This is a genomic window from Streptomyces sp. NPDC001450, from assembly GCF_053597295.1.
In genome coordinates, this window is the sequence record NZ_JBSFHY010000008.1 from 223344 (window position 1) to 247025 (window position 23682).

At 69.7% G+C, this 23682-nt stretch carries 22 protein-coding genes and 3 tRNA genes; 10 read left to right on the forward strand and 15 right to left on the reverse strand.

Translation table 11 applies throughout. The annotated features are described in order from the left end of the window. Positions 1–22: 22 nt before the first annotated feature. The 7 genes from ACWC5O_RS11645 to ACWC5O_RS11675 all read right to left on the reverse strand — a co-directional run bounded on the left by ACWC5O_RS11645 (position 23) and on the right by ACWC5O_RS11675 (position 4431). A complete protein-coding gene (locus ACWC5O_RS11645) occupies positions 23–637 on the reverse strand; it encodes a response regulator (RefSeq protein ID WP_450586342.1) in 615 nt (204 codons plus the stop codon). Next, positions 634–1875 carry a sensor histidine kinase gene (locus ACWC5O_RS11650; RefSeq protein WP_450586344.1) on the reverse strand — a complete coding sequence of 414 codons (1242 nt, stop codon included), beginning with the start codon at positions 1873–1875 and terminating at the stop codon, positions 634–636. Before ACWC5O_RS11650 ends, ACWC5O_RS11645 begins: the two co-directional genes overlap by 4 nt. 14 nt (positions 1876–1889) lie before the next feature. Further along, a complete protein-coding gene (locus ACWC5O_RS11655) occupies positions 1890–2669 on the reverse strand; it encodes an ABC transporter permease (protein WP_450586346.1) in 780 nt (259 codons plus the stop codon). After that, complete coding sequence (locus tag ACWC5O_RS11660; RefSeq protein ID WP_450586348.1) at positions 2666–3604, reverse strand: ABC transporter ATP-binding protein; 939 nt, start codon at positions 3602–3604, stop codon at positions 2666–2668. Before ACWC5O_RS11660 ends, ACWC5O_RS11655 begins: the two co-directional genes overlap by 4 nt. Positions 3605–3730: 126 nt before the next feature. Beyond that, positions 3731–3803 (reverse strand) — tRNA-Gly (locus tag ACWC5O_RS11665). Positions 3804–3885: 82 nt separating this feature from the next. Next, positions 3886–3957 (reverse strand) — tRNA-Gly (locus ACWC5O_RS11670). 156 nt (positions 3958–4113) lie between these two features. Then, entirely contained in the window at positions 4114–4431 is a 318-nt protein-coding gene (locus ACWC5O_RS11675; RefSeq protein WP_031164632.1) for a histone-like nucleoid-structuring protein Lsr2, read from the reverse strand. 311 nt (positions 4432–4742) lie between these two features. On the opposite strand from ACWC5O_RS11675, the gene purS reads away from it, so the two are divergent. From purS to purL, 3 genes are read left to right on the forward strand one after another with little or no spacing between them, the layout of a single operon-like run. Beyond that, on the forward strand, positions 4743–5006 hold the full coding sequence (gene purS / locus ACWC5O_RS11680) for a phosphoribosylformylglycinamidine synthase subunit PurS (protein WP_015659417.1): 264 nt from the start codon (positions 4743–4745) through the stop codon (positions 5004–5006). Next, positions 5003–5683 (forward strand): phosphoribosylformylglycinamidine synthase subunit PurQ, encoded by a 681-nt coding sequence (gene purQ / locus ACWC5O_RS11685; RefSeq protein WP_450586351.1) that lies wholly within the window; start codon positions 5003–5005, stop codon positions 5681–5683. Before purS ends, purQ begins: the two co-directional genes overlap by 4 nt. Further along, complete coding sequence (purL, locus tag ACWC5O_RS11690) at positions 5680–7938, forward strand: phosphoribosylformylglycinamidine synthase subunit PurL (RefSeq protein WP_450586353.1); 2259 nt, start codon at positions 5680–5682, stop codon at positions 7936–7938. Before purQ ends, purL begins: the two co-directional genes overlap by 4 nt. Positions 7939–8064: 126 nt before the next feature. Here purL and ACWC5O_RS11695 read toward each other — a convergent pair whose 3' ends face one another. From ACWC5O_RS11695 to ACWC5O_RS11705, 3 genes are read right to left on the reverse strand one after another with little or no spacing between them, the layout of a single operon-like run. Then, the gene (locus ACWC5O_RS11695) at positions 8065–8346 is read right to left on the reverse strand and encodes a type II toxin-antitoxin system RelE family toxin (RefSeq protein ID WP_450586354.1); all 282 of its coding nucleotides are present in this window, start codon (positions 8344–8346) and stop codon (positions 8065–8067) included. A gap of 3 nt (positions 8347–8349) precedes the next feature. Further along, positions 8350–8607: a type II toxin-antitoxin system Phd/YefM family antitoxin gene (locus ACWC5O_RS11700; RefSeq protein ID WP_450586356.1), complete on the reverse strand. Its 258-nt coding sequence runs from the start codon at positions 8605–8607 to the stop codon at positions 8350–8352. A 54-nt stretch (positions 8608–8661) separates the two neighbouring features. Continuing rightward, complete coding sequence (locus ACWC5O_RS11705; RefSeq protein WP_450586358.1) at positions 8662–10137, reverse strand: MFS transporter; 1476 nt, start codon at positions 10135–10137, stop codon at positions 8662–8664. Between the two features lie 96 nt (positions 10138–10233). On the opposite strand from ACWC5O_RS11705, the gene ACWC5O_RS11710 reads away from it, so the two are divergent. From ACWC5O_RS11710 to purM, 5 genes are all read left to right on the forward strand, one after another. Further along, the gene (locus ACWC5O_RS11710; protein ID WP_450586360.1) at positions 10234–10872 is read left to right on the forward strand and encodes a TetR/AcrR family transcriptional regulator; all 639 of its coding nucleotides are present in this window, start codon (positions 10234–10236) and stop codon (positions 10870–10872) included. A 10-nt stretch (positions 10873–10882) separates the two neighbouring features. Then, positions 10883–11680, forward strand: a complete 798-nt coding sequence (locus ACWC5O_RS11715; RefSeq protein ID WP_450586362.1) for a sterol carrier family protein — start codon at positions 10883–10885, stop codon at positions 11678–11680. Between the two features lie 98 nt (positions 11681–11778). After that, entirely contained in the window at positions 11779–12222 is a 444-nt protein-coding gene (locus tag ACWC5O_RS11720; protein WP_450586364.1) for an META domain-containing protein, read from the forward strand. Positions 12223–12423: 201 nt separating this feature from the next. Then, a complete protein-coding gene (gene purF / locus ACWC5O_RS11725; protein WP_450586366.1) occupies positions 12424–13953 on the forward strand; it encodes an amidophosphoribosyltransferase in 1530 nt (509 codons plus the stop codon). 34 nt (positions 13954–13987) lie between these two features. Further along, entirely contained in the window at positions 13988–15082 is a 1095-nt protein-coding gene (gene purM / locus ACWC5O_RS11730) for a phosphoribosylformylglycinamidine cyclo-ligase (protein ID WP_450586367.1), read from the forward strand. Positions 15083–15164: 82 nt separating this feature from the next. Here the strand turns inward: purM and ACWC5O_RS11735 are convergent, their stop codons facing one another. Both ACWC5O_RS11735 and ACWC5O_RS11740 read right to left on the reverse strand, forming a co-directional pair. Then, positions 15165–15416 (reverse strand): DUF3073 domain-containing protein, encoded by a 252-nt coding sequence (locus ACWC5O_RS11735; protein ID WP_067000810.1) that lies wholly within the window; start codon positions 15414–15416, stop codon positions 15165–15167. A 304-nt stretch (positions 15417–15720) separates the two neighbouring features. Beyond that, positions 15721–16815: a Leu/Phe/Val dehydrogenase gene (locus ACWC5O_RS11740; protein WP_450586369.1), complete on the reverse strand. Its 1095-nt coding sequence runs from the start codon at positions 16813–16815 to the stop codon at positions 15721–15723. A 200-nt stretch (positions 16816–17015) separates the two neighbouring features. Here ACWC5O_RS11740 and ACWC5O_RS11745 point away from each other — a divergent pair, with 200 nt between their 5' ends. Together ACWC5O_RS11745 and bldC are read left to right on the forward strand one after the other, a co-directional pair. Further along, positions 17016–17858: a hypothetical protein gene (locus ACWC5O_RS11745; protein WP_450586371.1), complete on the forward strand. Its 843-nt coding sequence runs from the start codon at positions 17016–17018 to the stop codon at positions 17856–17858. Positions 17859–18377: 519 nt separating this feature from the next. Next, positions 18378–18584 carry a developmental transcriptional regulator BldC gene (bldC, locus tag ACWC5O_RS11750; protein ID WP_003949541.1) on the forward strand — a complete coding sequence of 69 codons (207 nt, stop codon included), beginning with the start codon at positions 18378–18380 and terminating at the stop codon, positions 18582–18584. Between the two features lie 459 nt (positions 18585–19043). Here the strand turns inward: bldC and ACWC5O_RS11755 are convergent, their stop codons facing one another. The 3 genes from ACWC5O_RS11755 to hrpA all read right to left on the reverse strand — a co-directional run bounded on the left by ACWC5O_RS11755 (position 19044) and on the right by hrpA (position 23621). Beyond that, positions 19044–19235, reverse strand: a complete 192-nt coding sequence (locus ACWC5O_RS11755; protein WP_450586372.1) for a DUF6274 family protein — start codon at positions 19233–19235, stop codon at positions 19044–19046. A 270-nt stretch (positions 19236–19505) separates the two neighbouring features. Next, positions 19506–19580 (reverse strand) — tRNA-Asp (locus ACWC5O_RS11760). Between the two features lie 96 nt (positions 19581–19676). Continuing rightward, a complete protein-coding gene (gene hrpA, locus ACWC5O_RS11765; RefSeq protein ID WP_450586374.1) occupies positions 19677–23621 on the reverse strand; it encodes an ATP-dependent RNA helicase HrpA in 3945 nt (1314 codons plus the stop codon). Positions 23622–23682 lie beyond the last annotated feature (61 nt).

Here is a 23682-nt window from a genome sequence, read left to right on the forward strand (position 1 = left end):
TTGCGCCGTGGCGCGAGGCCAACTATACCCAACCGCGGTCGCGTGCGAGACGCACTGCCGCATGACGGTTCTCCGCACCGAGCTTCGTGACGGCCGAGGAGAGATAGTTCCGCACGGTTCCCGGGGACAGCGCGGCCCGTTCGGCGATCTCCGCGACCGGCGCGCCGTCGGCCGCCAGCTCCAGCACCTCGGCCTCCCGAGCGGTCAGCGGGGAGTCGCCGGCGGAGATCGCGTCGGCGGCCAACTCCGGGTCGACGTAACGGCTTCCCGCGTGCACGGTCCGGATGATCTCGGCGAGCCGCTGGGCGCTGACCGTCTTCGGGACGAACCCCCGCACACCGGCCGCGAGCGCCCGCTTCAGGTGCCCCGGCCGACCGTGACCGGTGACGATCAGCACCCGGCAGCCGGGCAGTTCGGCGCGAAGGGATGTGGCGACCTTCACACCGTCGGCGCCCGGCATCTGGAGATCCAGTACGGCCACGTCGGGTTCGTGCGCCCGCGCCATCGCCAGCGCCTCCGGCCCGCTCGCCGCCTCCGCGACGACGATCAGGTCGTCCTCCAGGGAGAGCAGGGCGGCCAGCGCGCCCCGGATCAGATGCTCGTCGTCGGCGAGCAACAGCCGTACCGGGCTGCTCATGAGGTGACTCCGCTCACTTCCTGTTTCACCGGCGCCTCGGCCACCAGCCGGAACCGGTCCTTGCCGACGAGCCCGGCCTCCAGCGTCCCGTCCACGGCGGCCAGCCGTTCCCGCAGCCCGGCGAGTCCCGAGCCGCCGCTGCCGGCCGGGCCCGCCACCCCGTCGTTCTCCACCGTCAGCACCACACGCCCCTCCTGCACCCGCAGTCTCAGCGCACACCGTGCCGCGTCCCCGTGCCGCAGCACGTTGGTCGCCGCCTCGCGCACCACCCAGCCGAGCGCTGACTGCACCTCGGCGGGCAGTCCGGCGGCCTCGGCGCGGACCTCGCAGACGATCCCGGCGGCCGTCAACACGCCCTGGGCGCCGGCGAGTTCGACCAGGAGATCGGCCTCCCGGTAGCCGCGTACGACGTCCCGCACCTCCCGCTGCGACTCCTGGGCGATGCGCTGCACCTCGATCATCTGGTCCACGGCCTCCGGCCGCCCGCGCCGCGCCAGTTGCACGGCCAGCTCGCTCTTCAGGGAGATGACGGAGAGGTTCCGCCCCAGCACGTCGTGCAGGTCCCGGCCGAACCGCAGCCGCTCCTCGGCGACGGCGAGCCGGGCCTCGATCTGCCGGCCGCGTTCCGCCTCCCACAGCACGGCGAGGGTCCAGGCGCCGCAGCGGCCCGCGAGCAGCGCGAAGAGCACCTGGAAGACGGTCATCGCGCCGGTCGCCACCAGGCCGAGGCCGTCGTGATCGGCGAGCCCGATGGCGGCCGTGAGCAGGACCGTGAACACCGCCGAGCGGCGCAGGAGCACCCGGACCGGGACCGTGAGCCCGTAGACCAGCGCGAACGGCAGCACCAGGCCACCGATCGCGAAGCGGACCGCCGCCGGGCCGACCGCGTCCAGCCCGGCGAGCGCCACGAGCAGCGCCACCCCCAGCCCCAGCAGGACGGCCGGTGCGCGGTACGCGCGGGCCGGCAGCTCGGCGCGCCCGAGGTAGTGGTCGAGCGCGGGACGGGTGAGCCGGTTCGAGACGGCGCACTGCAGGATCCCCACGAGGATGAAGAGGGCGCCGAGGCCGACCGCCACGGGCCGGTAGGCGAGGCCGCCGACCATGGGCAGCAGCAGCCAGCAGAACATGATGAACCAGACCGTGCAGCACCAGGTGAGGACGCTGAACAGCTCGACCCGCTCGGCCTTGCTCCGCTCCCCCCAGTGCCGCTGCTGCCACCGCCGTATCCGCCCGACCATGTGTGCCCCCGTGCTCAGCGCCGCGGCTCCCACCGGAACCACCGCCGTACAGCAAACACCGCCACGACGGTCCAGGCCAGCGCGGCCGCCACGGCGCCCAGCACCTGGTACGCGCTCAACTGGCCGGTCCAGCCCGCGCGGACCAGCCGGATCGCGGGGGACAGCGGAAGGAGTTCGCAGACGGAGGCGAGCCGGTCGGGCAGTACCTCGGTCGGGATCGCGATGCCGGAGCCGATCATCGAGAAGAGCACCAGCGGCAGCGCGGTGACCTGTCCGCTCTCCACGCTTCGGGTGAAGGCCGCGGTGAGCGCGGCCAGCGCGGCGCTCAGCACGAGCCCCGCCACCAGCCCCAGCAGGGTCAGGTACGGCGCCTTGGGGGCTCCGGTGTGCAGCAGCACCGCGCAGCCCGCGCACAGCAGCAGGGCCTGGGCGAGGCCGAGGCCGACGGCCGGCAGGGCGGTGCCGGTGAGGATCTCGGCGTCGGAGAGTTCGCCGGTGCGAAGCCGCTTGAGGACGAGTTCCTCGCGGCGGGCGACGTAGGCGTTGACCAGGGAGGTGTAGACGGCGAAGAGGAAGGAGAAGCCGACCGCGGCCGTCATCATCACCGCGCTGACGGAGAGCCCTTCCTTCTTCAGGTCTATCTGGTCGAGGGCCGGACGCACGCTGAACGGCAGCGCGAGCGGCATGACGAGCGCGGTGAGGACGACGCCGCGGTTGCGGCCGAGAAGGGCGAGTTCGGCGCGGGCCAGCGCCCGCAGTCGCCGGCCCGCCGGTGCCCAGGCGAGAGTGCTCATGCCATGACCTCCTGCTCCTGCGCGATCCCGAGGAACGCCTCCTCCAGCGAGGCCGAGCGCACATCGAGCCGGCGCAGCTCGACCCCGGCCCGCTCGGCCCAGGCCAGCACCCCGGCGGCGGTCCGCTGCAGCTCCCGGGTGCGCAGCCGTACGAGGCGGCCGTCGCTCTCGTGCCCGCAGACGCCGAGGTCGGCGAGGGGCGGCAGATCGCCGAGGAAGTAGCCGTCGGGCAACTCGAAGGACATCCGGGAGGGCCGGCCCGCGGTGACCTCGGCCGGGGTTCCGGAGGTGGCGATGCGCCCCTCGTGCAGGATGGCGAGCCGGTCGGCGAGGCCTTCCGCCTCCTCCAGGTAGTGCGTGGTGAGCAGCACGGTCGTGCCCGCCGCCCGCAGCTCGCGCACCAACTCCCAGGTGTCCCGGCGGCCTTCGGCGTCGAGCCCGGTCGTCGGCTCGTCCAGGAACAGCACTTCGGGGTCGCCGAGCAGGGCGAGCGCCAGGTCCAGCCGCCGCCGCTCGCCACCGGACAGCTGCTTGACCCGTACGTCGGCCTTCCGGGCCAGCCCGACCAGTTCCAGCACCTCCGCCTCGGTTCGCGCCCCGCTGGTGCAACCCGCCCACATCCGGGCGGTCTCGGCGACGGTCAGGTCGGAGGGGAAGCCGCCCTCCTGGAGCATGACTCCGGTGCGCGGGCGTACGGCGGCCCGCTCCCGGAAGGGGTCGTGGCCGAGGACGCGGACCTGGCCCCCGGCCGGTGCCGCGAGGCCTTCCAGCAGTTCGACCGTGGACGTCTTGCCCGCGCCGTTGGTGCCCAGCAGGGCGAAGATCTCCCCGCGTGCCACGGAGAAGGTGATTCCGCGTACGGCCTCGAACCCGCCCCCGTAGACACGCCTGAGATCGGTGACCTCGATCACGTGCTCGTGTTCGTTGGTGTTCATGCCTTCAGCGTCCCGGCCCGCGAGCCGGAACAGCAGTGCGCGGGGTCATCATCCGGCATGACAAATGTCAGACGGCGTGGGGCACACGAAAAGACCCCGGTCCATTGGACCGGGGTCTCATTCCCGAGCGGACGACGAGGCTCGAACTCGCGACCTCAACCTTGGCAAGGTTGCGCTCTACCAACTGAGCTACGTCCGCACTGCTCCCGACCGGCTCCCACCGATCGGTGCGAGCACCAGCCTACCTGATCCACAGGAGTGGTCGTGACGACCGGTGCCAGAGCGGGTGACAGGAATCGCACACTGCGCCTTCCCCCTGGAAGGGGGATGTTCTGCTACTGAACTACACCCGCACGGTCCGTGGGATCCGGCCCTTCGGCCTCGCCCCTCGGCGTGTCCCAGACACTAGCTGATCAGCAGGGGGGTAGCGCAAGTCGGTTCCCGGCGCGGCCAAGTGCACGGCCCTCAGGGCCCGCTGACGGACCCTGAGGACTGCCCCTTCGCGGGCTTCACTGCGCGGCGCTGAACGCCTCGTAGACCTTCTTCGGGATGCGTCCGCGCGCCGGCACGTCCATCTTGTTCGCCTGGGCCCAGGCCCGGACGGCCGCCGGGTCGGGAGCGACCTCCGTCTGCTTGTACGCCTTGCCGGAGCGCGAGCGCTTGCGGCCGGCCTCCACGTAGGGCGCGAGCGCCTTGCGCAGTTTCTTGGCGTTGGTTTCGTTCAGGTCGATCTCGTACGACTTGCCGTCGAGTCCGAAGGCGATCGTTTCCGCCGCTTCCGAGCCGTCGATGTCGTCAAAGAGAGTGACCACGACCTTTTGCGCCACGAATATCGGTCCCTTCGTGCGGCACGTCGATACAGCTCATCGGCGATGACGTGCCGAGTATCGGCTATTGCCAATTCATTTGTACAGTGCCCGGCAATGCAAAGTGAAGCCCGACTAAATCCGTCAGCGTGTCCCAGTGCAATATGCGTCGTGGGCGGACCCGTGGAACTTTCCCAGAACTTTTCGCGAGGGCGCCCGCCCGTCACCCGATCGTGATGCGCCTCACGTAGTTTCCTACAACTCTACCCGCGTAGAAATTTTGTGCGGGTAGTCTGAAGGAACCTGCTCAGCACCACACACCGGGAGTGCCAGTGGCACGCGTCGTAGTCGACGTCATGCTCAAGCCGGAGATCCTCGACCCCCAGGGCCAGGCGGTCCAGCGTGCGCTGCCGCGCCTGGGTTTCGAAGGGATCTCGGACGTACGTCAGGGAAAGCGTTTCGAACTGGAAGTTGACGGGCCGGTTGACGAGGCCGCGCTCGCCCGCATCCACGATCTTGCGGAATCCTTCCTCGCCAACACCGTGATCGAGGACTTCACCGTCAAGGTGGAGGAAGTCGCGGAGGCCGCGAAGTGACCGCTCGTATTGGCGTCGTCACTTTCCCGGGGAGTCTCGACGACCGGGACACCCAGCGCGCGATCCGCCTCGCGGGCGCCGAACCGGTCGCTCTCTGGCACAAGGACAAGGACCTCAAGCAGGTCGACGCCGTGGTGCTGCCCGGCGGTTTCTCCTACGGCGACTATCTGCGGGCCGGAGCCATCTCCCGCTTCTCGCCGGTGATGGAGACCGTCATCGAGCAGGCGAAGGCCGGACTTCCGGTCCTCGGTATCTGCAACGGCTTCCAGGTCCTCACGGAGGCCCACCTCCTTCCGGGCGCGATGCTCGGCAACGACCACCTCCACTTCATCTGCCGCGACCAGAAGCTGCGGGTGGAGAACGCGGGGACGGCCTGGACCAGCGACTACCGCGAGGGCCAGGAGATCCACATCCCGCTGAAGAACATGGACGGCCGGTACGTCGCCGACGAGTACACGCTCGACAAGCTGGAGGCGGAGGGCCGGGTCGTCTTCCGCTACCTGGACTTCAATCCGAACGGCTCGCTGCGGGACATCGCCGGCATCACCAACGAGGCCGGGAACGTCGTCGGCCTCATGCCGCACCCCGAGCACGCCGTCGAGCCGCTGATCGGTACGGGCCGTACCGACGGCCTCCCCTTCTTCACCTCGATCCTCAAGAAGCTGGTCAACGCATGAGCCGGACGCCTCTGGACACGGTCGAGAACGCGGCCGCGACCCCCGACGTCGAGCTGCCCTGGGCCGAACTCGGCCTGAAGAAGGACGAGTACGAGCGGATCGTCGAGATCCTGGGCCGCCGCCCCACCGGTGCCGAGCTCGCCATGTACTCGGTCATGTGGTCCGAGCACTGCTCGTACAAGTCCTCCAAGGTCCACCTGCGCCAGTTCGGCGAGAAGGCGCCCCAGTCGGACGCGCTGCTCGTCGGCATCGGCGAGAACGCCGGCGTGGTGGACGTCGGTCAGGGGTACGCGGTCACCTTCAAGGTCGAGTCGCACAACCACCCCTCCTACGTCGAGCCCTACCAGGGCGCGGCCACGGGTGTCGGCGGCATCGTCCGCGACATCATCGCGATGGGCGCGCGTCCGGTGGCCGTGGTCGACCCGCTGCGCTTCGGCGCGGCCGACCACCCCGACACCAAGCGCGTCCTGCCGGGCGTCGTCGCCGGCATCGGCGGCTACGGCAACTGCCTGGGTCTGCCCAACATCGGCGGCGAGGTCGTCTTCGACGCCTGCTACCAGGGCAACCCGCTGGTCAACGCCGGTGCCATCGGTGTGATGCGGCACGAGGACATCCACCTCGCCAAGGCCTCCGGCGCGGGCAACAAGGTCATCCTGTACGGGGCCCGGACCGGCGGCGACGGCATCGGCGGCGCCTCGATCCTGGCCTCCGAGACCTTCGACGACGCCAAGCCCTCGAAGCGCCCGGCGGTCCAGGTCGGCGACCCCTTCCAGGAGAAGCTCCTCATCGAGTGCACCCTGGAGGCCTTCCGGGAGAAGCTCGTCGTCGGCATCCAGGACCTGGGTGCGGCCGGCCTGTCCTGCGCCACGTCCGAGCTGGCCTCCAACGGCTCCGGCGGCATGCGCGTGACCCTGGACGACGTACCGCTGCGTGACTCGACCCTCTCGCCCGAGGAGATCCTCATGAGCGAGTCGCAGGAGCGCATGTGCGCCGTGGTCGAGCCGGAGAAGGTCGACCGCTTCCTGGAGATCTGCGCCAAGTGGGACGTCATCGCCACGGTGATCGGCGAGGTCACCGACGGCGACCGGCTTGAGATCTTCTGGCACGGCGGCAAGATCGTCGACGTCGACCCGCGGACCGTGGCCCACGAGGGCCCGGTGTACGAGCGCCCGTACGCCCGCCCGTCCTGGCAGGACGAGCTGCAGGCGGACGACGCGAACAAGCTCCCGCGGCCGCAGACCGCCGAGGAGCTGAAGGACCAGGTCCTGAAGCTGGTGGGCTCGCCCAACCAGGCCTCCAAGAAGTGGATCACCTCGCAGTACGACCACTTCGTGCAGGGCAACACGGTGCTGGCCCAGCCCGAGGACTCGGGCATGATCCGCGTCGACGAGGAGACCGGCCTCGGCGTCGCCATCGCGACGGACGGCAACGGCCGCTACGCCAAGCTCGACCCGTACGCGGGTGCCCAGCTGGCGCTGGCCGAGGCCTACCGGAACGTGGCGACGACCGGTGCCAAGCCGCTCGCCGTCTCGGACTGCCTGAACTTCGGCTCCCCCGAGGACCCGGCGGTCATGTGGCAGTTCGCCGAGGCCGTGCGCGGTCTCGCCGACGCCTGCCAGCAGCTGGGCACCCCGGTGACCGGCGGCAACGTCTCCCTCTACAACCAGACGGGCGAGGCGGCCATCCACCCGACGCCGGTGGTGGCCGTGCTGGGCGTCATCGACGACGTCGCCCGCCGCACGCCGGTCGCCTTCCAGGAGGAGGGCCAGCTCATCTACCTCCTCGGCGACACCCGTGAGGAGTTCGGTGGCTCGGCCTGGTCCCAGGTGGTCCACGACCACCTCGGCGGTCTGCCCCCGCAGGTCGACCTGGAGCGCGAGCGCCTGCTGGCCGAGATCCTGATCTCCGCCTCCCGCGACGGCATGATCGACTCCGCGCACGACCTGTCCGACGGCGGTCTGGTCCAGGCGGTCGTGGAGTCGGCGCTGCTCGGCGGCAAGGGCGCGCGTCTGGTCGTACCGGACGGGCTCGACGCCTTCACCTTCCTGTTCTCCGAGTCGGCCGGGCGTGCGATCGTCGCGGTGCCGCGCTCGGAGGAGGTCCGCTTCAACGACATGTGCGGTGCCCGGGGTCTGCCGGCCGCCCGCATCGGTGTCGTGGACGGCGCCTCGGTGGAGATTCAGGGTGAGTTCGCGCTCACGCTGGAGGAGCTGCGGAAGGCTCACGAGGAGACCATTCCGGCACTGCTGGCGTGATCGACGTACGCCTGTGAAGGCCCCGCCCGTTTCGATGGGCGGGGCCGTCTCATGTGCCCGTCTGCCTGTTCGCGCCGGGCCAGTCGCTGCCGCGCCCCGGCCCCGGCGCGCTGCCGGCCACCGAGCCTACGGAAGCTGACGGTAGACGTCGCGGCGGTTGCCGACGGTCAGGACCCACACGATGAGTTGGCCGTCTTCGACGGTGTGGACGACGCGGTAGTCGCCGGCCCTGAGCCGCCAGCGGGCGTTGTGCCCCTGGAGGGCCTTGATGTCGAGCGAGGTCGTGTCCTGCGCGTCCATCGCTTTCTGGAGTTCGGTGAGGCCGTACAGGATGCGCAGGGCGTCCGGGCGCGGGATCTTGAGCATGTCCCGCTGGGCGTGCGGCGTGAAGCGCGTGACGTACCCCATGGGTCAGTCCTGCCGGGCGCGGAGCAAGGCGGCCATCTCTTCGAGCGAGACCGAACCTTCCGTGCCCTCGGCCTCCGCTTCGTCGGCCAGCCGGTTGAGCCACGCCTCTTCGGCGTCTTCGGCGATCCGGCGCAGGCGCTGGTACTCCTGGATGTCGATCACGACGGCTTCTTGCTTGCCGCGCCGGGTGATGATCGTCGGGGTTTCCTCCCGGTGAGCGCGATCGATGACGTCGGCGAGGTGGTTGCGGACCTCGGCCATGGATTCAACTACCGGATCACTCATGGCATGAATGTAACAGATGTACATGTAGCTTCAGGTGGGGACTGATTCCGGCTCCTCAGCTCCCACCGGAGCTCCCCCACCGCGCACAGGCTTCGGCAACCTCAGCGCCAGCACCAGGCACAGGGCCATCACCCCGGCCCCGCACAGGAACACCGAGTCCATCGCGGAGACGTAGGCGGCCACTCCCTGGGCGTGTGCGGCACCCCGCAGCGCGGCGAGCGAGCCGATGTCGCCGGGGCCGTCGTACAGGCGGTTGAGGAGGGTGCCGAAGAGGGCGGCGCCGAGGGCCGTGCCGAGGGTCTGGAAGAAGCGGATGGCGGTGGTGGCCACGCCGAGCTGGTGGCGGGGCGCCGCGGCCTGCACCAGCTGGATCAGCTGGCCGAGCAGCTGGCCGAAGCCGATGCCGACGAGCAGCAGGGCCGCGCGCAGCTGCCACAGCGACGTGGTCGTGCCGGTGGTGGCGAGGAGCAGGAAGGCGGCCGCTGTCACGACGGACCCGCTGATCACGAAGGTCCGCTCGGACCAGCCGCGTTCGGTGAGCCGGCCGGTGATGACGCCGACCGCCGTGATCCCGGCCGCCATCGGGACGAGGAACAGCCCGGCGGAGGAGCTGGCGATGCCACGGGCGACCTGGAGGTAGACCAGGACGTAGTACATCGCGCCGGTCATGGCGACACCCATCAGCCCCTGGACCGCGAAGCCGAGGCGCAGCTCGGGGACGCGGAACAGCGAGGGCGGCAGGATCGGTTCGGCGGCGGTGAGCTGGCGGTGCAGGAAGAGGGCGAGCGCGCCCGCCGAGGCCAGGCCCAGGGTGAGGATCTGCGGCGAGGCCCAGGCGTACTGCTTGCCGCCCCACTCGGTGACCAGCAGCAGCGTGGTGGAGAACGCGGCGGCGAGGGCCGCGCCGGGGAAGTCGATCGCGCGGCTGTGCGTGTCGCGCGGGAGCCCGAGGACCACGACCGCGGTGGCGAGGGCCGCGATGCCGAGCGGCAGGTTGACGTAGAAGGCCCAGCGCCAGCTCGCGTGGTCGGCGAGAAAGCCGCCGAGCCAGGGGCCGACGGCCATGCCGCCGCCGGCGACGATCCCGCCGGTGCCCGCGCCCTTGTTCTTCTTCTCGCCGGGTCCCTTCAGCTGCGCGATCACGACCATCGTGACGCTCATCAGCCCGCCCGCCCCGACGCCCTGCACGGCCCGGGCGGCGATCAGCCAGCCGATCGAGGGGGCCGCGCCGCACAGCGCGGAACCGGTCAGGAAGGCGCCCAGGGCGCCGAGGAAGACCCGCTTGGCGCCGAGCACGTCGCACAGCCGGCCGTACAGGGGCAGCATCGCGGCCGACGCCAGCGAGAAGGCGCTGACCAGCCACGGGATCTTGTCGATGCCGTGCTCGGGATCGAGGTCCCGGACGATCGGGACGGTCGCCGCGGACACGATCTGCAGATCCAGGACGGCGAGAACGATCGTGACGAGGCAGACGAGGAAGCCGATCTTGCGCTGGGTTTCGGTCATGGGCATCACCATGCCGGGCATTCATATACCGAGTCAATGTTTCATCCAGGCCTAAGGTTAATCTCGGGCTAAATTTCATCGCGGTAAGGTGTCCGCATGGCTGAGGCGATGGGGCTGCGTGAGCGCAAGAAGCTGCAGACGGCGATGCGGATCTACCGGGTCGCGGTCGGCCTGTTCGTCGAGCGGGGCTTCGACAACGTCTCCGTGCAGGAGATCGCCGACGCCGCCGAGGTCTCCAAGATGACCGTCTTCAACTACTTCGGCACCAAGGAGGACCTGGTCTTCCTGCCGATGGAGGAGCACTTCGGCGACGTGGCCCGCGCCGTGCGCGAGCGGCAGCCGGGCGAGTCCGCCGTGGACGCCGTACGCCGGCAGTTCCTGGAGCTGGTCGAGGCCCGGGACCCCTCGATCGGGCTGAACCCCGAGCCGCTCTCCCGGCAGGTCCGGCAACTCGTGATGGGCACCCCGGCCCTGATGGAGCGTGCCTTCCTCTCCTTCCAGAAGGGCACCAGGGAGCTGGCCGACGTGCTGGCCGCCGAGACGGGCGACCTGATGCTGGGCACGGTCGCCGCCGCCACCCTCAGCGCCGCCCGCAACGCCCTCGTCGAGGAGCATCACCGCCGTATCGCCGAGGGTGAAAGCGCGGACCAGGTTGCCGCCGACGCCGCCGAACGGGCCGGGAAAGCCTTTGACCTGGTGGAAAAGGGCCTGAGGGACTACGCCGTGAAGGCATAGGCTCACCGCCATGCCCCCGGCCAAGAAGCGCGCCCGCAGCTACGACCCCGCCAAGACCCGCGCCGCGGTCCTCGCCCAGCTCGGCAACGTACGGGAGGCCGTACGCGGCCTCACCCCCGAGCAGCTCGCCCTGCCCACCCGGCTCGGCGACTGGACCGTACGGGAGCTGGTCGCGCACATCGGCATGGCCGTCACGGCCGTGCACCGGTCCCTGGATCTGCCGGCCCCGCCGAAGCAGGACGTCCAGGTGGTCGAGTGGCCCTTCGCCACCGCCGCCGGCTCCGCAGCGATCGCCGACTTCACCCGGAACCTCGCCGCCGAGCACCCCGACCTCGACGCCTACCTCGCCGACGTCGACCGGAGCCTGCGTGCCCTGCTCGACGCGCAGCCCGGCAGCCGGCTCCTGCAGACCAACGCGGGCGCACTGCCCCTGGACGACTACCTGGTCACCCGGACCGTCGAACTCGTCGTCCACACCGACGACCTCAACGCCGCCGTCCCCGGCCTAAAGGTGCCGTACGACCGCCGGGCCCTGGGTGCCGCCACCCGGCTCCTCGCCGACGCCCTCGCCGTGAAGGCTCCCGGCGGCTCCACCGAGGTGCGCGTGCCGCCGTACGCCGTCGTGCAGTGCGTCGAGGGGCCCCGGCACACCCGCGGCACCCCGCCCAACGTCGTGGAGACCGATCCGCTGACCTGGATCCGGCTCGCCACCGGCCGCGTGGCCTGGACGGACGCCGTGGCGGAGGCCGAGGTCAGCGCCAGTGGGGAGCGCGCGGACATCGGGGACCTGCTGCCGCTCATGTCGTGACGGAACCGGCGGCCCCGGCGGGCCGTCGAATCCGTATGAACCGGTACAAGAAACCGAACCTGGACCGGTACAGGAAACCGAACCGGTACAAGCAGCGCATGACCCTGACGGCGGCCGCCGTGCTCGTCCCGCTCACGCTGGCCTGCGGCAGCAGCCAGGGCGGACAGGCGGACAGCGGCCCGCCCGGCGTACGGCAGCCCGTGACCGGCGTCGACTGGCGGGTGGACAGCCTCACCGCCGACGGCACCACCCGGCAGGCCCCCGCCACGGCCCACATCCGGATCGGCACGGACGGCCTGGCGGCCGGCAACCTCGGCTGCAACCAGTTCAGCGCCCGGGCCACCGTGCGCGGCGACCGGATCACGATCGGGGACGTCCGCGCCACCAAGATGGCCTGCGACCAGGAGCGGATGGACTTCGAGCGCGCCTTCGCCCGCACCCTCACCACCGGCACGCTCACCGCCCGGACCGACGACGGGAAGCTGTCTCTCACGGACGGCGACGGCGACGTCGTCCACCTCAGCCACGGCGCACCCGAATGATGTGCGACACCTCACTCATACATGCGGCGAACGGGCCCAGGATCTTCGTCCACAGGGCCGCCGACGGCCGCTCAGGCCGCACCGAAACCTTGCTGACCTGCGGAAACGAAGAAACAACCAAGGTGATCGGCAAGCCCTGACCCGTTAACGCCGTGTATCCCCAATTCGGACCAGTGGTCGACCTCGCCTACACTCGGTGCCGTGCCACGTGGTGACGGTCGACTCAATCACGATCTGCTTCCCGGCGAAAAAGGCCCCCAGGACGCTTGCGGCGTCTTCGGTGTCTGGGCTCCGGGTGAAGAGGTCGCAAAGCTCACGTACTTCGGGCTCTACGCCCTCCAGCACCGGGGTCAGGAATCCGCGGGAATCGCGGTCAGCAACGGCTCCCAGATCCTCGTCTTCAAGGACATGGGCCTTGTCTCCCAGGTCTTCGACGAGACCTCTCTCGGTTCGCTCCAAGGCCATATCGCGGTCGGACACGCCCGCTACTCGACCACCGGCGCCTCCGTGTGGGAGAACGCCCAGCCGACGTTCCGCGCCACCGCGCACGGCTCGATCGCGCTCGGCCACAACGGCAACCTGGTCAACACGGCGCAGCTCGCCGAGTTGGTCGCCGAACTGCCGAACGACAACAACAGCCGCTCCACCCGGGTCGCGGCCACCAACGACACCGACCTGCTGACGGCCCTGCTGGCCGCCCAGGTCGACGAGGACGGCAAGCCGCTGACCATCGAGGAGGCCGCCCACACGGTCCTCCCGAAGGTGCGGGGCGCCTTCTCCCTCGTCTTCATGGACGAGCACACCCTCTACGCCGCCCGTGACCCGCAGGGCATCCGTCCGCTGGTCCTCGGCCGCCTGGAGCGCGGCTGGGTGGTCGCCTCCGAGAGCGCCGCCCTGGACATCTGCGGTGCCAGCTTCGTCCGCGAGATCGAGCCGGGCGAGTTCGTCGCCATCGACGAGAACGGTCTGCGCACCTCCCGCTTCGCGGAAGCGAAGCCCAAGGGCTGTGTCTTCGAGTACGTGTACCTGGCCCGCCCGGACACCGACATCGCCGGCCGGAACGTGTACCTCTCCCGGGTCGAGATGGGCCGCCGCCTGGCCAAGGAGGCCCCGGTCGAGGCCGACCTGGTCATAGCGACCCCGGAGTCCGGCACCCCGGCCGCCATCGGCTACGCGGAGGCCTCCGGCATCCCCTTCGGTGCCGGTCTGGTCAAGAACGCGTACGTGGGCCGCACCTTCATCCAGCCCTCGCAGACCATCCGTCAGCTCGGCATCCGCCTGAAGCTGAACCCGCTCAAGGAAGTCATCAAGGGCAAGCGCCTGGTCGTCGTCGACGACTCGATCGTGCGCGGCAACACGCAGCGGGCCCTGGTCCGCATGCTGCGCGAGGCGGGCGCGGCCGAGGTCCACATCCGGATCTCCTCGCCGCCCGTGAAGTGGCCCTGCTTCTTCGGAATCGACTTCGCCACCCGCGCCGAGCTCATCGCCAACGGGATGACCATCGAGGAGATCGGCACCTCGCTCGGCGCCGACTCCCTGGCGTACATCTCCATCGACGGCATGATCGAGGCGACCACCATCGCCAAGCCGAACCTGTGCCGCGCCTGCTTCGACGGCGAGTACCCGATGGAGCTGCCGGACCCCGAACTGCTCGGCAAGCAGCTGCTGGAGACCGAGCTGGCCGCAGGTCCGGCCGCCACGGCCGCGGCCGACGCGATCCGTCGCCCGTAAGCCCCCGTAGGACGACACGAAAGTTCTCAAGGTCATGTCAGCTGAGTTTGATCAGCGTGCTCCGCACGCGGGCACTGGTGCCAGCTACGCGAGCGCAGGCGTCGACATCGAGGCGGGCGACCGCGCCGTAGAGCTGATGAAGGAGTGGGTGAAGAAGACCCAGCGCCCCGAGGTCCTGGGCGGCCTCGGCGGCTTCGCCGGGCTCTTCGACGCCTCCGCCCTCAAGCGCTACGAGCGCCCGCTGCTCGCCTCCGCCACGGACGGCGTCGGCACGAAGGTCGACGTCGCGCGCCGACTGGGCGTCTACGACACCATCGGCCACGACCTGGTCGCCATGGTCATGGACGACATCGTGGTGTGCGGTGCCGAGCCGCTGTTCATGACCGACTACATCTGTGTCGGCAAGGTCCACCCCGAGCGGGTCGCCGCGATCGTCAAGGGCATCGCGGAAGGCTGTGTGCTGGCCGGCTGCGCCCTGGTGGGCGGCGAGACGGCCGAGCACCCCGGTCTGCTGGGCGAGGACGACTTCGACGTCGCCGGCGCCGGTACGGGCGTCGTGGAGGCCTCCCGGCTGCTGGGCGCGGATCGTATCCGTACGGGTGACACCGTGATCGCCATGGCGTCCTCCGGGCTTCACTCGAACGGGTACTCCCTGGTGCGCCACGTCCTGCTGGACCGCGCGGGCCTGGCCCTCGAGACGGAGGTCGCGGAACTCGGCCGCACGCTCGGCGAGGAGCTGCTGGAGCCCACCAAGATCTACTCGCTGGACTGCCTGGCGCTGACCCGCACCACCGAGGTGCACGCGTTCAGCCACATCACCGGCGGTGGGCTCGCGGCCAACCTGGCCCGGGTCATCCCGGGCGAGCTGCACGCGACCGTCGACCGGGCCACCTGGACCCCGGGCGCGATCTTCGACCTGGTCGGGAAGACCGGGAACGTCGAACGCCTGGAGCTGGAGAAGACCCTGAACATGGGCGTCGGCATGATCGCGATCGTGCCGGAGGAGTCGACGGACGTGGCTCTCACGACCCTGGCCGACCGCGGGGTCGACGCGTGGGTCGCGGGCGAGATCACCGACCGGGGCGACAAGGAGACCGGCGCCGAGCTGGTCGGCACGTACTCAATCTAACGGCGCCGCCGTCTGAACCTGCGGGTAGCACAGAACCCGGTCGGTGGCTCTGCCACCGACCGGGTGAGTGCTCAATGCAAGGTCAAGCGCCGCGACGGTGTTGTGAGGGACCTTCATCCTCGTCCTCGTCGTCGTCCTCATAGAGGTCGGCGTACCGAGAGTAAAGATCGTCCTCGTCATGCTCATCGTCCTCGAACGGCTCGCCGTTCGGCGGCTGGCTCGAAGTCGATGCGCCCAGTTCACTGGCCAGACGTGACAGGTCAGTCCCACCGCTGTTGTACTTCAGCTGGCGGGCGACCTTTGTCTGCTTGGCCTTGGCCCGGCCGCGCCCCATGGCTCGACCCCCTCGGTGACGGGGCTCGACGGCCCCAGAGTCTGACACGCGTTCATGATCCGGAACGGACCCTCCGCAGAGAGGCCGGTCCGTAGGGCTTCCACGGTACCTGAGCCCGCGCCCATACGGTACGTCGCCCGCAGCACGCGCGTGTGCCCAGGACCCTCGAGGCGCCCTGTCCTCGCTGGTCAGTGGCGATTTTAACCACTTATCGGGGTACGACCCGCCGGTGGAAGTGAGAGTTCTCTCGAAGTTCCCGCCGACGGGTACCGTTCATGCGTGCGATCGGACACCCGATCGGCTCTCAGCGTGCCGCGCGGGCCTCGGCCATACGCTGCTCGGCGATCCGGTCGGCCGCCGCGGCCGGCGGAATCCCGTCCTCCTTCGCACGTGCGAAGATGGCCAGCGTGGTGTCGAAGATCTTCGCCGCCTTCGCCTTGCACCGCTCGAAGTCGAAGCCGTGCAGCTCGTCGGCCACCTGGATCACGCCACCGGCGTTCACCACGTAGTCCGGCGCGTAGAGGATCCCGCGGTCGGCGAGGTCCTTCTCCACGCCCGGGTGGGCGAGCTGGTTGTTGGCGGCACCGCACACGACCTGGGCGGTCAGCACCGGCACGGTGTCGTCGTTCAGGGCGCCGCCCAGGGCGCAGGGGGCGTAGATGTCGAGGCCCTCGACGCGGATGAGCGCGTCGGTGTCGGCGACCACCTGCACGGTCGGGCACTGGTCGGAGATCCGCCCGACGGCCTCGCGCCGTACGTCCGTGATGACGACCTCGGCGCCCTCGTCGAGCAGGTGCCGGACCAGGTGGTGGCCCACCTTGCCGACGCCCGCGATGCCGACCTTGCGGCCGCGCAGCGAGGGGTCGCCCCACAGGTGCTGGGCGGAGGCGCGCATGCCCTGGTAGACGCCGAAGGCGGTGAGCACCGAGGAGTCGCCGGCGCCGCCGTTCTCGGGCGAGCGGCCGGTGGTCCAGCGGCACTCGCGGGCCACGACGTCCATGTCGGCGACGTACGTGCCGACGTCGCACGCGGTGACGTAGCGCCCGCCGAGCGAGGCGACCATGCGGCCGTAGGCGAGCAGCAGTTCCTCGGTCTTGTCGCGGTCCGGGTCGCCGATGATCACGGCCTTGCCGCCGCCGTGGTCCAGGCCGGCCATGGCGTTCTTGTACGACATACCGCGCGCGAGGTTGAGGGCGTCGGCGACGGCCTCGGCCTCGGTCGCGTAGGGGTAGAAGCGCGTTCCGCCGAGGGCCGGGCCCAGGGCGGTGGAGTGGATGGCGATCACGGCCTTGAGACCGCTGGCGCGGTCCTGGCAGAGCACGACCTGCTCATGGCCCCCCTGGTCCGAGTGGAACAGGGTGTGCAGGACATCAGCAGATGCGCCGGTTACGTCGGTCACTGTGGTGACTCCTGTGTAAATAGCGGCGAGTGGGGCTCAGCTCCCGTGCGGGTGGCGGGTGCTGTGGCATGAGCGTAGAGCCTGTGCCCACCAGCCATCCTCGCAGTGTTCAGGATCACTCTGCCGTGCCGCTGGCGCACGCATGACCGTGGGACGATTTGCAGGGGTTTCGAGCCGGGTCCGATGGGGAGGGAGCAGGCGTGCCCAAGGTGTCCTCCGTGGTCGTCCCCTATGCCGCGTACCTGCGCGTCTACGAGCCGCTGGCCGCCTTCCCGGAGCCGGAGCGCACCCACTGGGCGCGCTACGCCCGGCGTCCCGACCGCCCCTCCTACCAGGACGAACTGCGCCGCTCGCTCGCCGACTTGCTGCCCACCCCGCCGATCCCGGTGCCGGTGCACGAGAGCGGCGACGCCTTCGTGCTGGACGTCGACGGAGTCGTCTGCGTCTGCCCCTGGCGAACCCGGCTGCGCGGCTGGCAGGCCCTGGCCGACCTCGCCGAGGAGCTGCCCGCGTCGGTGCTGGACGCGGTGCTGCCGCCGCTGGTGCGCCACCAGGCCGCCCAGGACTACGAGCGCTGGCTCGCCCGCAACCCGGACGCCCGTCCCTGGATCCGCACGGCGACCTGGCAGGTCCCGCTGAACTGGTTCGTGCTGGTCTCCGACGAGGAGCGCCGGTACGAGAAGGGGTCCGGCGAGGTGCCGCCGATGCTGCGCTACCGCACCCCGATGGTGCAGGCCCGGCGCCGGGTGGCGCGGGCGCTGCGCACGCTGAGGGACACCATCGAGGAGGGGCCGCTGATCGACGGCCTGGTGGACGTCGGCCGCTGGCTGGAGGAGTTCCACCCGCGCTCGCTGGTGGAGCTGGACTACGGCGGCCTGGTGCACGCGGTGCCGGCCGGCGAGCTGGAGGGCGACCACTCGGCGGCGGACGTCGCCGACGGCATCGAGGCGCTGCGCCGGGGGGACGGGACGGCCGCCGGAGAGGCCTACGGGCGGCTGGTGGAGCGGTGGCGGGCGGTACGGGACCGGCGCTCCGCGAACTGAGTGACGTACGTCACGGCCAAAACGGCCCCGAACGACGTACGGTCTACGCCACTTACCCCATCTGACGGGATGTTGGTCCCGATCCGGGCTTTTGTCCAAAGGGTGATGGACGGCACTTAAACGGCCCTTGCGCCGCTTGCCGCCCCTCGTGCCAAAATAGGACAAGGAGTCCGGGGAGGGCTCCGTCCGTCCAACTATGCTCCACTATGGGCGGAATCCCCGCATTGCACGCTTTGGGGGGTCTGGTGCCTCCTGATCGCCCTGTGACTGATCGTCACAGTGGCGTGACTGTCCGCTATGGCATGGTCCATCGGCTTCCGTCGCTGATGAACACCTGGGAGGGCAATTCCATCGGTTTGGCCGACGTGGCTGGACAGATGGTGTAGTTGTAGTGCCGAGGACAAGCCGTTCGTCCTATAACCGACTCGGCCCGCGTCCGCCATTTCGGGCAACGTGGGTCAAGGTGCAGAATTTAGAGGAAAGAACCGAGAAGGTTCGGTTCTCCCGAGGAGGCCGCTCATGACCGCTCGCACCCCTGATGCCGAGCCGCTGCTGACCCCGGCTGAGGTCGCCACGATGTTCCGCGTGGACCCGAAGACGGTCACGCGGTGGGCGAAGGCCGGCAAGCTCACTTCGATCCGTACGCTCGGCGGGCACCGCCGCTACCGCGAGGCCGAGGTCCGCGCTCTGCTCGCGGGCATCCCGCAGCAGCGCAGCGAGGCCTGAACAACTGAATAACCGGGCAAACCGGCTGGTCCCCCAACTGACCGAGGTGCCCGGACCCTAGCTCCAAGCGACGCGGGACCTGCCCCAACAGGGCCCACGCCCAAGCCGAAGAGAACGTTGTAGGCAGCGACACAGGGTGCGTCGTAGATCGCGCTGGACTCCGCCGGGTCCAGCGCGATCTTTTTTGTGCGCTGGTCGTGGGGTGTCGGGGTCGCTGTGAGCGGCCTTGTCGGAGTCTGGGGAGGGGTGTCGGAACTTCTGTGCGCGACCCCTGAGTCGGGTGCAATTGCACATATTAAATTGACCTGTTGTAGGAGGGGGGTAAGTCCCGCCATTTCAAAAAGTCATGCGGTGACTCCCGTCACATGCCAGGGATCTTGTTGCCTCTGGCGCAGGTGCGGTAGAGGAACCGCCTCTTCCAGCGTGCCACGTCCGGGCGGGTGTTGGGCCCGGCGTCGGTCACGCGCTTCGGGGACTCTCGTCCTCCAGCACCTCTTCGCTCGCATCCTGGGACCGCGGGCCGGCGTCCATCGCCAGCCGCAGCAGGTGGTGACAGATCGGGCAGTGGCGGGTGAGGTGCCGGTAGGGCATGGCCGCCGACAGGTGCGCCCGGAGCAGCGCCCGCGTCTCGTGCCTGGCCGATGCCGCCATACGCCACCTCCAGGGGCCGCACAGGGGGGCGGGCCCTGGTTTCTGGGTACCGGCGGAATGTGACGTCGTCAATCCCCCCGGGGGCAGGCTGAGCGCACGAAGAAGGCCCCATCCGGATCGGATGGGGCCTTCTCTCTTGCGGTCCTGACGGGATTTGCCGTGTCGATTGCGGCTCCGCCGCGGGCGCGGCCTCCCCCTCGGCGGGGTGGTGGGCGGTCGATGGCATGAGAAGGGCCCCCATCCGGATTGGATGAGGGCCCGTCACTGTTGCGGTCCTGACGGGATTTGAACCCGCGGCCTCCACCTTGACAGGGTGGCGAGCACTCCAAACTGCTCCACAGGACCAGGTTTCGCTGCGCTTGGCTTGCTGTGTTGCGCTGCGAGAAGGACTGTACAGGAGGGTGAGGGTCCTGGTCGAACTCACCCTCTGTACGCTTGCGGTTACGGTACGGCCGCGTCGATCGCCTTCACGATCCGCTTGTCGGAGACTGGGTACGCCGTGCCCAGAGCGTGGGCGAAGTAGCTGACCCGGAGCTCCTCGAGCATCCAGCGGATGTCCAGGACCTGCTGCGGCACCGGCCGGCCCTTCGGGAGCTGTTCCAGCAGCCAGGCGTACTCGTCCTGCATCTCGTGGACCTTCTCCATGCGCGTGGTGTCCCGCTGGACGCCCGTCGGCATCTGCTGCAGGCGCCGGTCCGCCGCCACCAGGTAGCGCATGAGGTCGGGCAGGCGGCGTATCCCCGCCCAGGTCACGAAACCGGGCTTCACAAGGGCGTCCAGCTGCTTGCGGACGTCCGTCAGGTTGGCCAGCAGGGCGGGGCTGCGTACGCCCTTCAGACGGCGCTCACAGGCCTGCCAGGCGGCGAGGACCTGCTGCACCTGGGTGACCGTACGGACCGTCGTGTCGACGATCTCCGCCCGCACCTTGTCGTACAGCTTCCGGTACGACTCCTCGTCCCACACCGGTCCGCCGAAGTCCGCGATCAGCTTGTCGGCCGCGGCCATCGCGCAGTCGTCGAAGAGGGCCTGGACCGAGCCGTGCGGGTTGGCGGAGAGCGCCAGCTTCTGGGCGTTCGTCAGCTTCTCGGATGCGAATTTCGCCGGGTTCACCGGGATGTTGCGCAGGATGAGCCGGCGGGTGCCCTTCCACATGGCTTCCGCCTGCTCCGCCTCCGTGTCGAAGAGACGGACCGAGACCGTGTCGCCGTCGTCCACCAGCGCCGGGTACGCCTTCACCGGCTGCCCGGCCCGGCGGGTCTCGAAGACCTGGGTGAGCGTGCCGATCGTCCAGTCGGTGAGGCCCCTGCGCTCCAGGGACTCCCCGCCCTCGCGGGAGGCGGTCGCGGCCGCCGCCTGGGACAGGGCCTTGCGCGCCTTCGGCTTCAGCTGGAGCTTCAGCGCCTCCAGGTCCTTGTCCTCGGCGAGCCCCCGCCGCCGCTCGTCCACGATTCTGAAGGTGATCCTCAGGTGGTCGGGGATCTTCGTCCAGTCGAAGTCGTCCGCCTCGAAGGGGACGCCGACCATGCGCTTCAGCTCCCGGGCCATGGTGACCGTCAGGGGCTCCCGCAGCGGCACCGCGCGCTCCAGGAACGCCTTCGCGTAGTTCGGCGCGGGCACGTAGTTGCGGCGGATCGGCTTGGGGAGGGTGCGGATCAGCTCCGTCACCACTTCCTCGCGCAGGCCGGGGATCTGCCAGTCGAAGCCCTCGTCCGTGACCTGGTTGAGCACCTGGAGCGGGATGTGGACCGTCACACCGTCCGCGTCCGCGCCCGGCTCGAACTGGTAGGTCACCCGGAACTTGAGCTGCCCCTGCCGCCAGCTGTCCGGATAGTCGGCCTTGGTGACCGCATCCGCCGACTCCCGGATGAGCATCTCCCGCTCGAAGTCCAGGAACTCGGGCTGCTCGTGCCGCTTCCGCTTCCACCAGGAGTCGAAATGGGCGCCGGAGACGACGTGTTCGGGCACCCGCTGGTCGTAGAAGTCGAACAGCGTCTCGTCGTCCACGACGATGTCCCGGCGCCGCGCCCGGTGCTCCAGCTCCTCGACCTCGCTGAGGAGTCTGCGGTTGTCCGCGAAGAACTTGTGGTGCGTGCGCCAGTCGCCCTCGACGAGCGCGTTGCGGATGAACAGCTCGCGGGAGACCCCGGGCTCGATCCGGCCGTAGTTCACCTTCCGCTGGGCGACGATCGGGACGCCGTACAGCGTGACCTTCTCGTACGCCATCACGGCCGCCTGGTCCTTCTCCCAGTGCGGTTCGCTGTACGTCCGCTTGAGGAGGTGGCCGGCGAGCGGCTCGACCCACTCCGGCTCGATCTTCGCGTTGACCCGGGCCCACAGACGGGACGTCTCCACCAGCTCGGCGGACATCACGAAGCGGGGCTGCTTCCGGAACAGCGCCGAGCCCGGGAAGATCGCGAACTTGGCGTTGCGGGCGCCCAGATACTCGTTCTTGTTGCCGTCCTTCACGTCCTTCATCCCGAGGTGGGAGAGGAGGCCGGCGAGGAGGGAGATGTGGATGCGGTCGGTGGGGGCGTCGTCCTCGTTGAGGTGGATGCCCATCTGCTTGGCGACCGTGCGCAGCTGGGTGTAGATGTCCTGCCATTCGCGAATGCGCAGGAAGTTCAGGTACTCCTGCTTGCACATCCGGCGGAAGGACGACGAGCCGCGCTCCTTCTGCTGCTCGCGGACGTACCGCCACAGGTTCAGGTAGGCGAGGAAGTCGCTGGTCTCGTCCTTGAAGCGGGCGTGCTGCTGGTCGGCCTGGGCCTGTTTGTCGGCCGGGCGCTCGCGCGGATCCTGGATGGACAGCGCGGCCGCTATGACCATGACCTCGCGGACACAGCCGTTCCTGTCGGCCTCCAGGACCATCCGGGCCAGCCGCGGATCGACCGGCAGCTGCGCGAGCTTGCGGCCGGTGTCGGTGAGCCGCTTGCGCGGGTCCTTCTGGGCCGGGTCCAGCGCGTGCAGCTCCTGCAGCAGCTGCACGCCGTCGCGGATGTTGCGGTGGTCCGGCGGGTCGATGAAGGGGAATTCCTCGATGTCGCCGAGGCCGGCCGCGGTCATCTGGAGGATGACGGAGGCGAGGTTCGTACGGAGGATCTCGGCGTCCGTGAACTCCGGGCGGGCGAGGAAATCGTCCTCGGCGTACAGCCGGATGCAGATGCCGTCGGACGTACGGCCGCAGCGTCCCTTGCGCTGGTTGGCGCTGGCCTGGGAGATCGGCTCGATGGGCAACCGCTGGACCTTGGTGCGGTGGCTGTAGCGGCTGACCCGGGCGAAGCCCGGGTCGATGACGTACTTGATGCCGGGGACGGTGAGTGAGGTCTCGGCGACGTTGGTCGCCAGAACGATCCTGCGCCCGGTGTGCGGCTGGAAGACCCGGTGCTGCTCGGCGTGGGAGAGGCGGGCGTACAGAGGCAGGACCTCTGTGAAGCGGTATTGCTTCCGCGTGAGCGCGTCCGCGGTGTCCCGGATCTCCCGTTCACCGGAGAGAAAGACGAGGATGTCGCCCTTCCCCTCCGCCATCAGTTCCTCGACGGCGTCGGTGATGGCGGTGATCTGGTCCCGGTCGGCGTCGTCGGAGTCCTCTTCGAGGAGCGGCCGGTAGCGGACCTCGACCGGGTACGTCCGGCCGCTGACCTCGATGATCGGGGCGTCGCCGAAGTGCCGGGAGAAGCGCTCGGGGTCGATGGTCGCCGAGGTGATGACGACCTTCAGATCCGGCCGCTTCGGCAGCAGCTGGGCGAGATAGCCCAGCAGGAAGTCGATGTTGAGGGACCGCTCGTGGGCCTCGTCGATGATGATCGTGTCGTAGGCGCGCAGCTCGCGGTCGGTCTGGATCTCGGCGAGCAGGATGCCGTCCGTCATCAGCTTGACGAAGGTGGCGTCCGGGTTCACCTGGTCGGTGAAACGGACCTTCCAGCCGATGGCCTCGCCGAGGGGGGTCCGCAACTCCTCCGCCACCCGCTCGGCGACGGTCCGGGCGGCGATACGGCGGGGCTGGGTGTGCCCGATCATGCCACGGACGCCGCGCCCCAGTTCCATACAGATCTTGGGGATCTGCGTGGTCTTACCGGACCCGGTCTCGCCGGCGACGATGACGACCTGGTGATCGCGGATGGCCTCGGCGATCTGGTCCTTCTTCTGGCTGACGGGGAGCTGCTCGGGGTACGTGATGGCGGGCACGCGGGAGCGCCGCTCGTCCATCCGGGCCTCGGCCTTGGCGACCTCGGCCTCGATCTCGGCGAGGACGGCGGCGCGGGCCTCCGGCTTACGGATCTTGCGCGCACCCTCGAGCCGCCGGCCGAGGCGGTGCGCTTCGCGCAGCGACAACTCGGTCAGGCGGGGGGCGAGGGCGCCGAGGGCGGGGGCTGGGTGCGTAGACATACGCGGTCCAGGATCGCACCTCGGGGAAATTCGTGGCGAACGCTTTTGGGCGGGCGACCGC

What these genes read in the sequence shown, in the direction of transcription:
- ACWC5O_RS11645 (WP_450586342.1), bottom strand. Translation starts at nt 637, where the DNA reads ATGAGCAGCCCGGTACGGCTGTTGCTCGCCGACGACGAGCATCTGATC.
- ACWC5O_RS11650 (WP_450586344.1), bottom strand. Translation starts at nt 1,875, where the DNA reads ATGGTCGGGCGGATACGGCGGTGGCAGCAGCGGCACTGGGGGGAGCGG.
- ACWC5O_RS11655 (WP_450586346.1), bottom strand. Translation starts at nt 2,669, where the DNA reads ATGAGCACTCTCGCCTGGGCACCGGCGGGCCGGCGACTGCGGGCGCTG.
- ACWC5O_RS11660 (WP_450586348.1), bottom strand. Translation starts at nt 3,604, where the DNA reads ATGAACACCAACGAACACGAGCACGTGATCGAGGTCACCGATCTCAGG.
- purL (WP_450586353.1), top strand. Translation starts at nt 5,680, where the DNA reads ATGAGCCGGACGCCTCTGGACACGGTCGAGAACGCGGCCGCGACCCCC.
- ACWC5O_RS11695 (WP_450586354.1), bottom strand. Translation starts at nt 8,346, where the DNA reads ATGGGGTACGTCACGCGCTTCACGCCGCACGCCCAGCGGGACATGCTC.
- ACWC5O_RS11700 (WP_450586356.1), bottom strand. Translation starts at nt 8,607, where the DNA reads ATGGCCGAGGTCCGCAACCACCTCGCCGACGTCATCGATCGCGCTCAC.
- ACWC5O_RS11705 (WP_450586358.1), bottom strand. Translation starts at nt 10,137, where the DNA reads ATGACCGAAACCCAGCGCAAGATCGGCTTCCTCGTCTGCCTCGTCACG.
- ACWC5O_RS11710 (WP_450586360.1), top strand. Translation starts at nt 10,234, where the DNA reads ATGGCTGAGGCGATGGGGCTGCGTGAGCGCAAGAAGCTGCAGACGGCG.
- ACWC5O_RS11715 (WP_450586362.1), top strand. Translation starts at nt 10,883, where the DNA reads ATGCCCCCGGCCAAGAAGCGCGCCCGCAGCTACGACCCCGCCAAGACC.
- ACWC5O_RS11720 (WP_450586364.1), top strand. Translation starts at nt 11,779, where the DNA reads ATGACCCTGACGGCGGCCGCCGTGCTCGTCCCGCTCACGCTGGCCTGC.
- purM (WP_450586367.1), top strand. Translation starts at nt 13,988, where the DNA reads ATGTCAGCTGAGTTTGATCAGCGTGCTCCGCACGCGGGCACTGGTGCC.
- ACWC5O_RS11735 (WP_067000810.1), bottom strand. Translation starts at nt 15,416, where the DNA reads ATGGGGCGCGGCCGGGCCAAGGCCAAGCAGACAAAGGTCGCCCGCCAG.
- bldC (WP_003949541.1), top strand. Translation starts at nt 18,378, where the DNA reads ATGACCGCTCGCACCCCTGATGCCGAGCCGCTGCTGACCCCGGCTGAG.
- ACWC5O_RS11755 (WP_450586372.1), bottom strand. Translation starts at nt 19,235, where the DNA reads ATGGCGGCATCGGCCAGGCACGAGACGCGGGCGCTGCTCCGGGCGCAC.
- hrpA (WP_450586374.1), bottom strand. Translation starts at nt 23,621, where the DNA reads ATGTCTACGCACCCAGCCCCCGCCCTCGGCGCCCTCGCCCCCCGCCTG.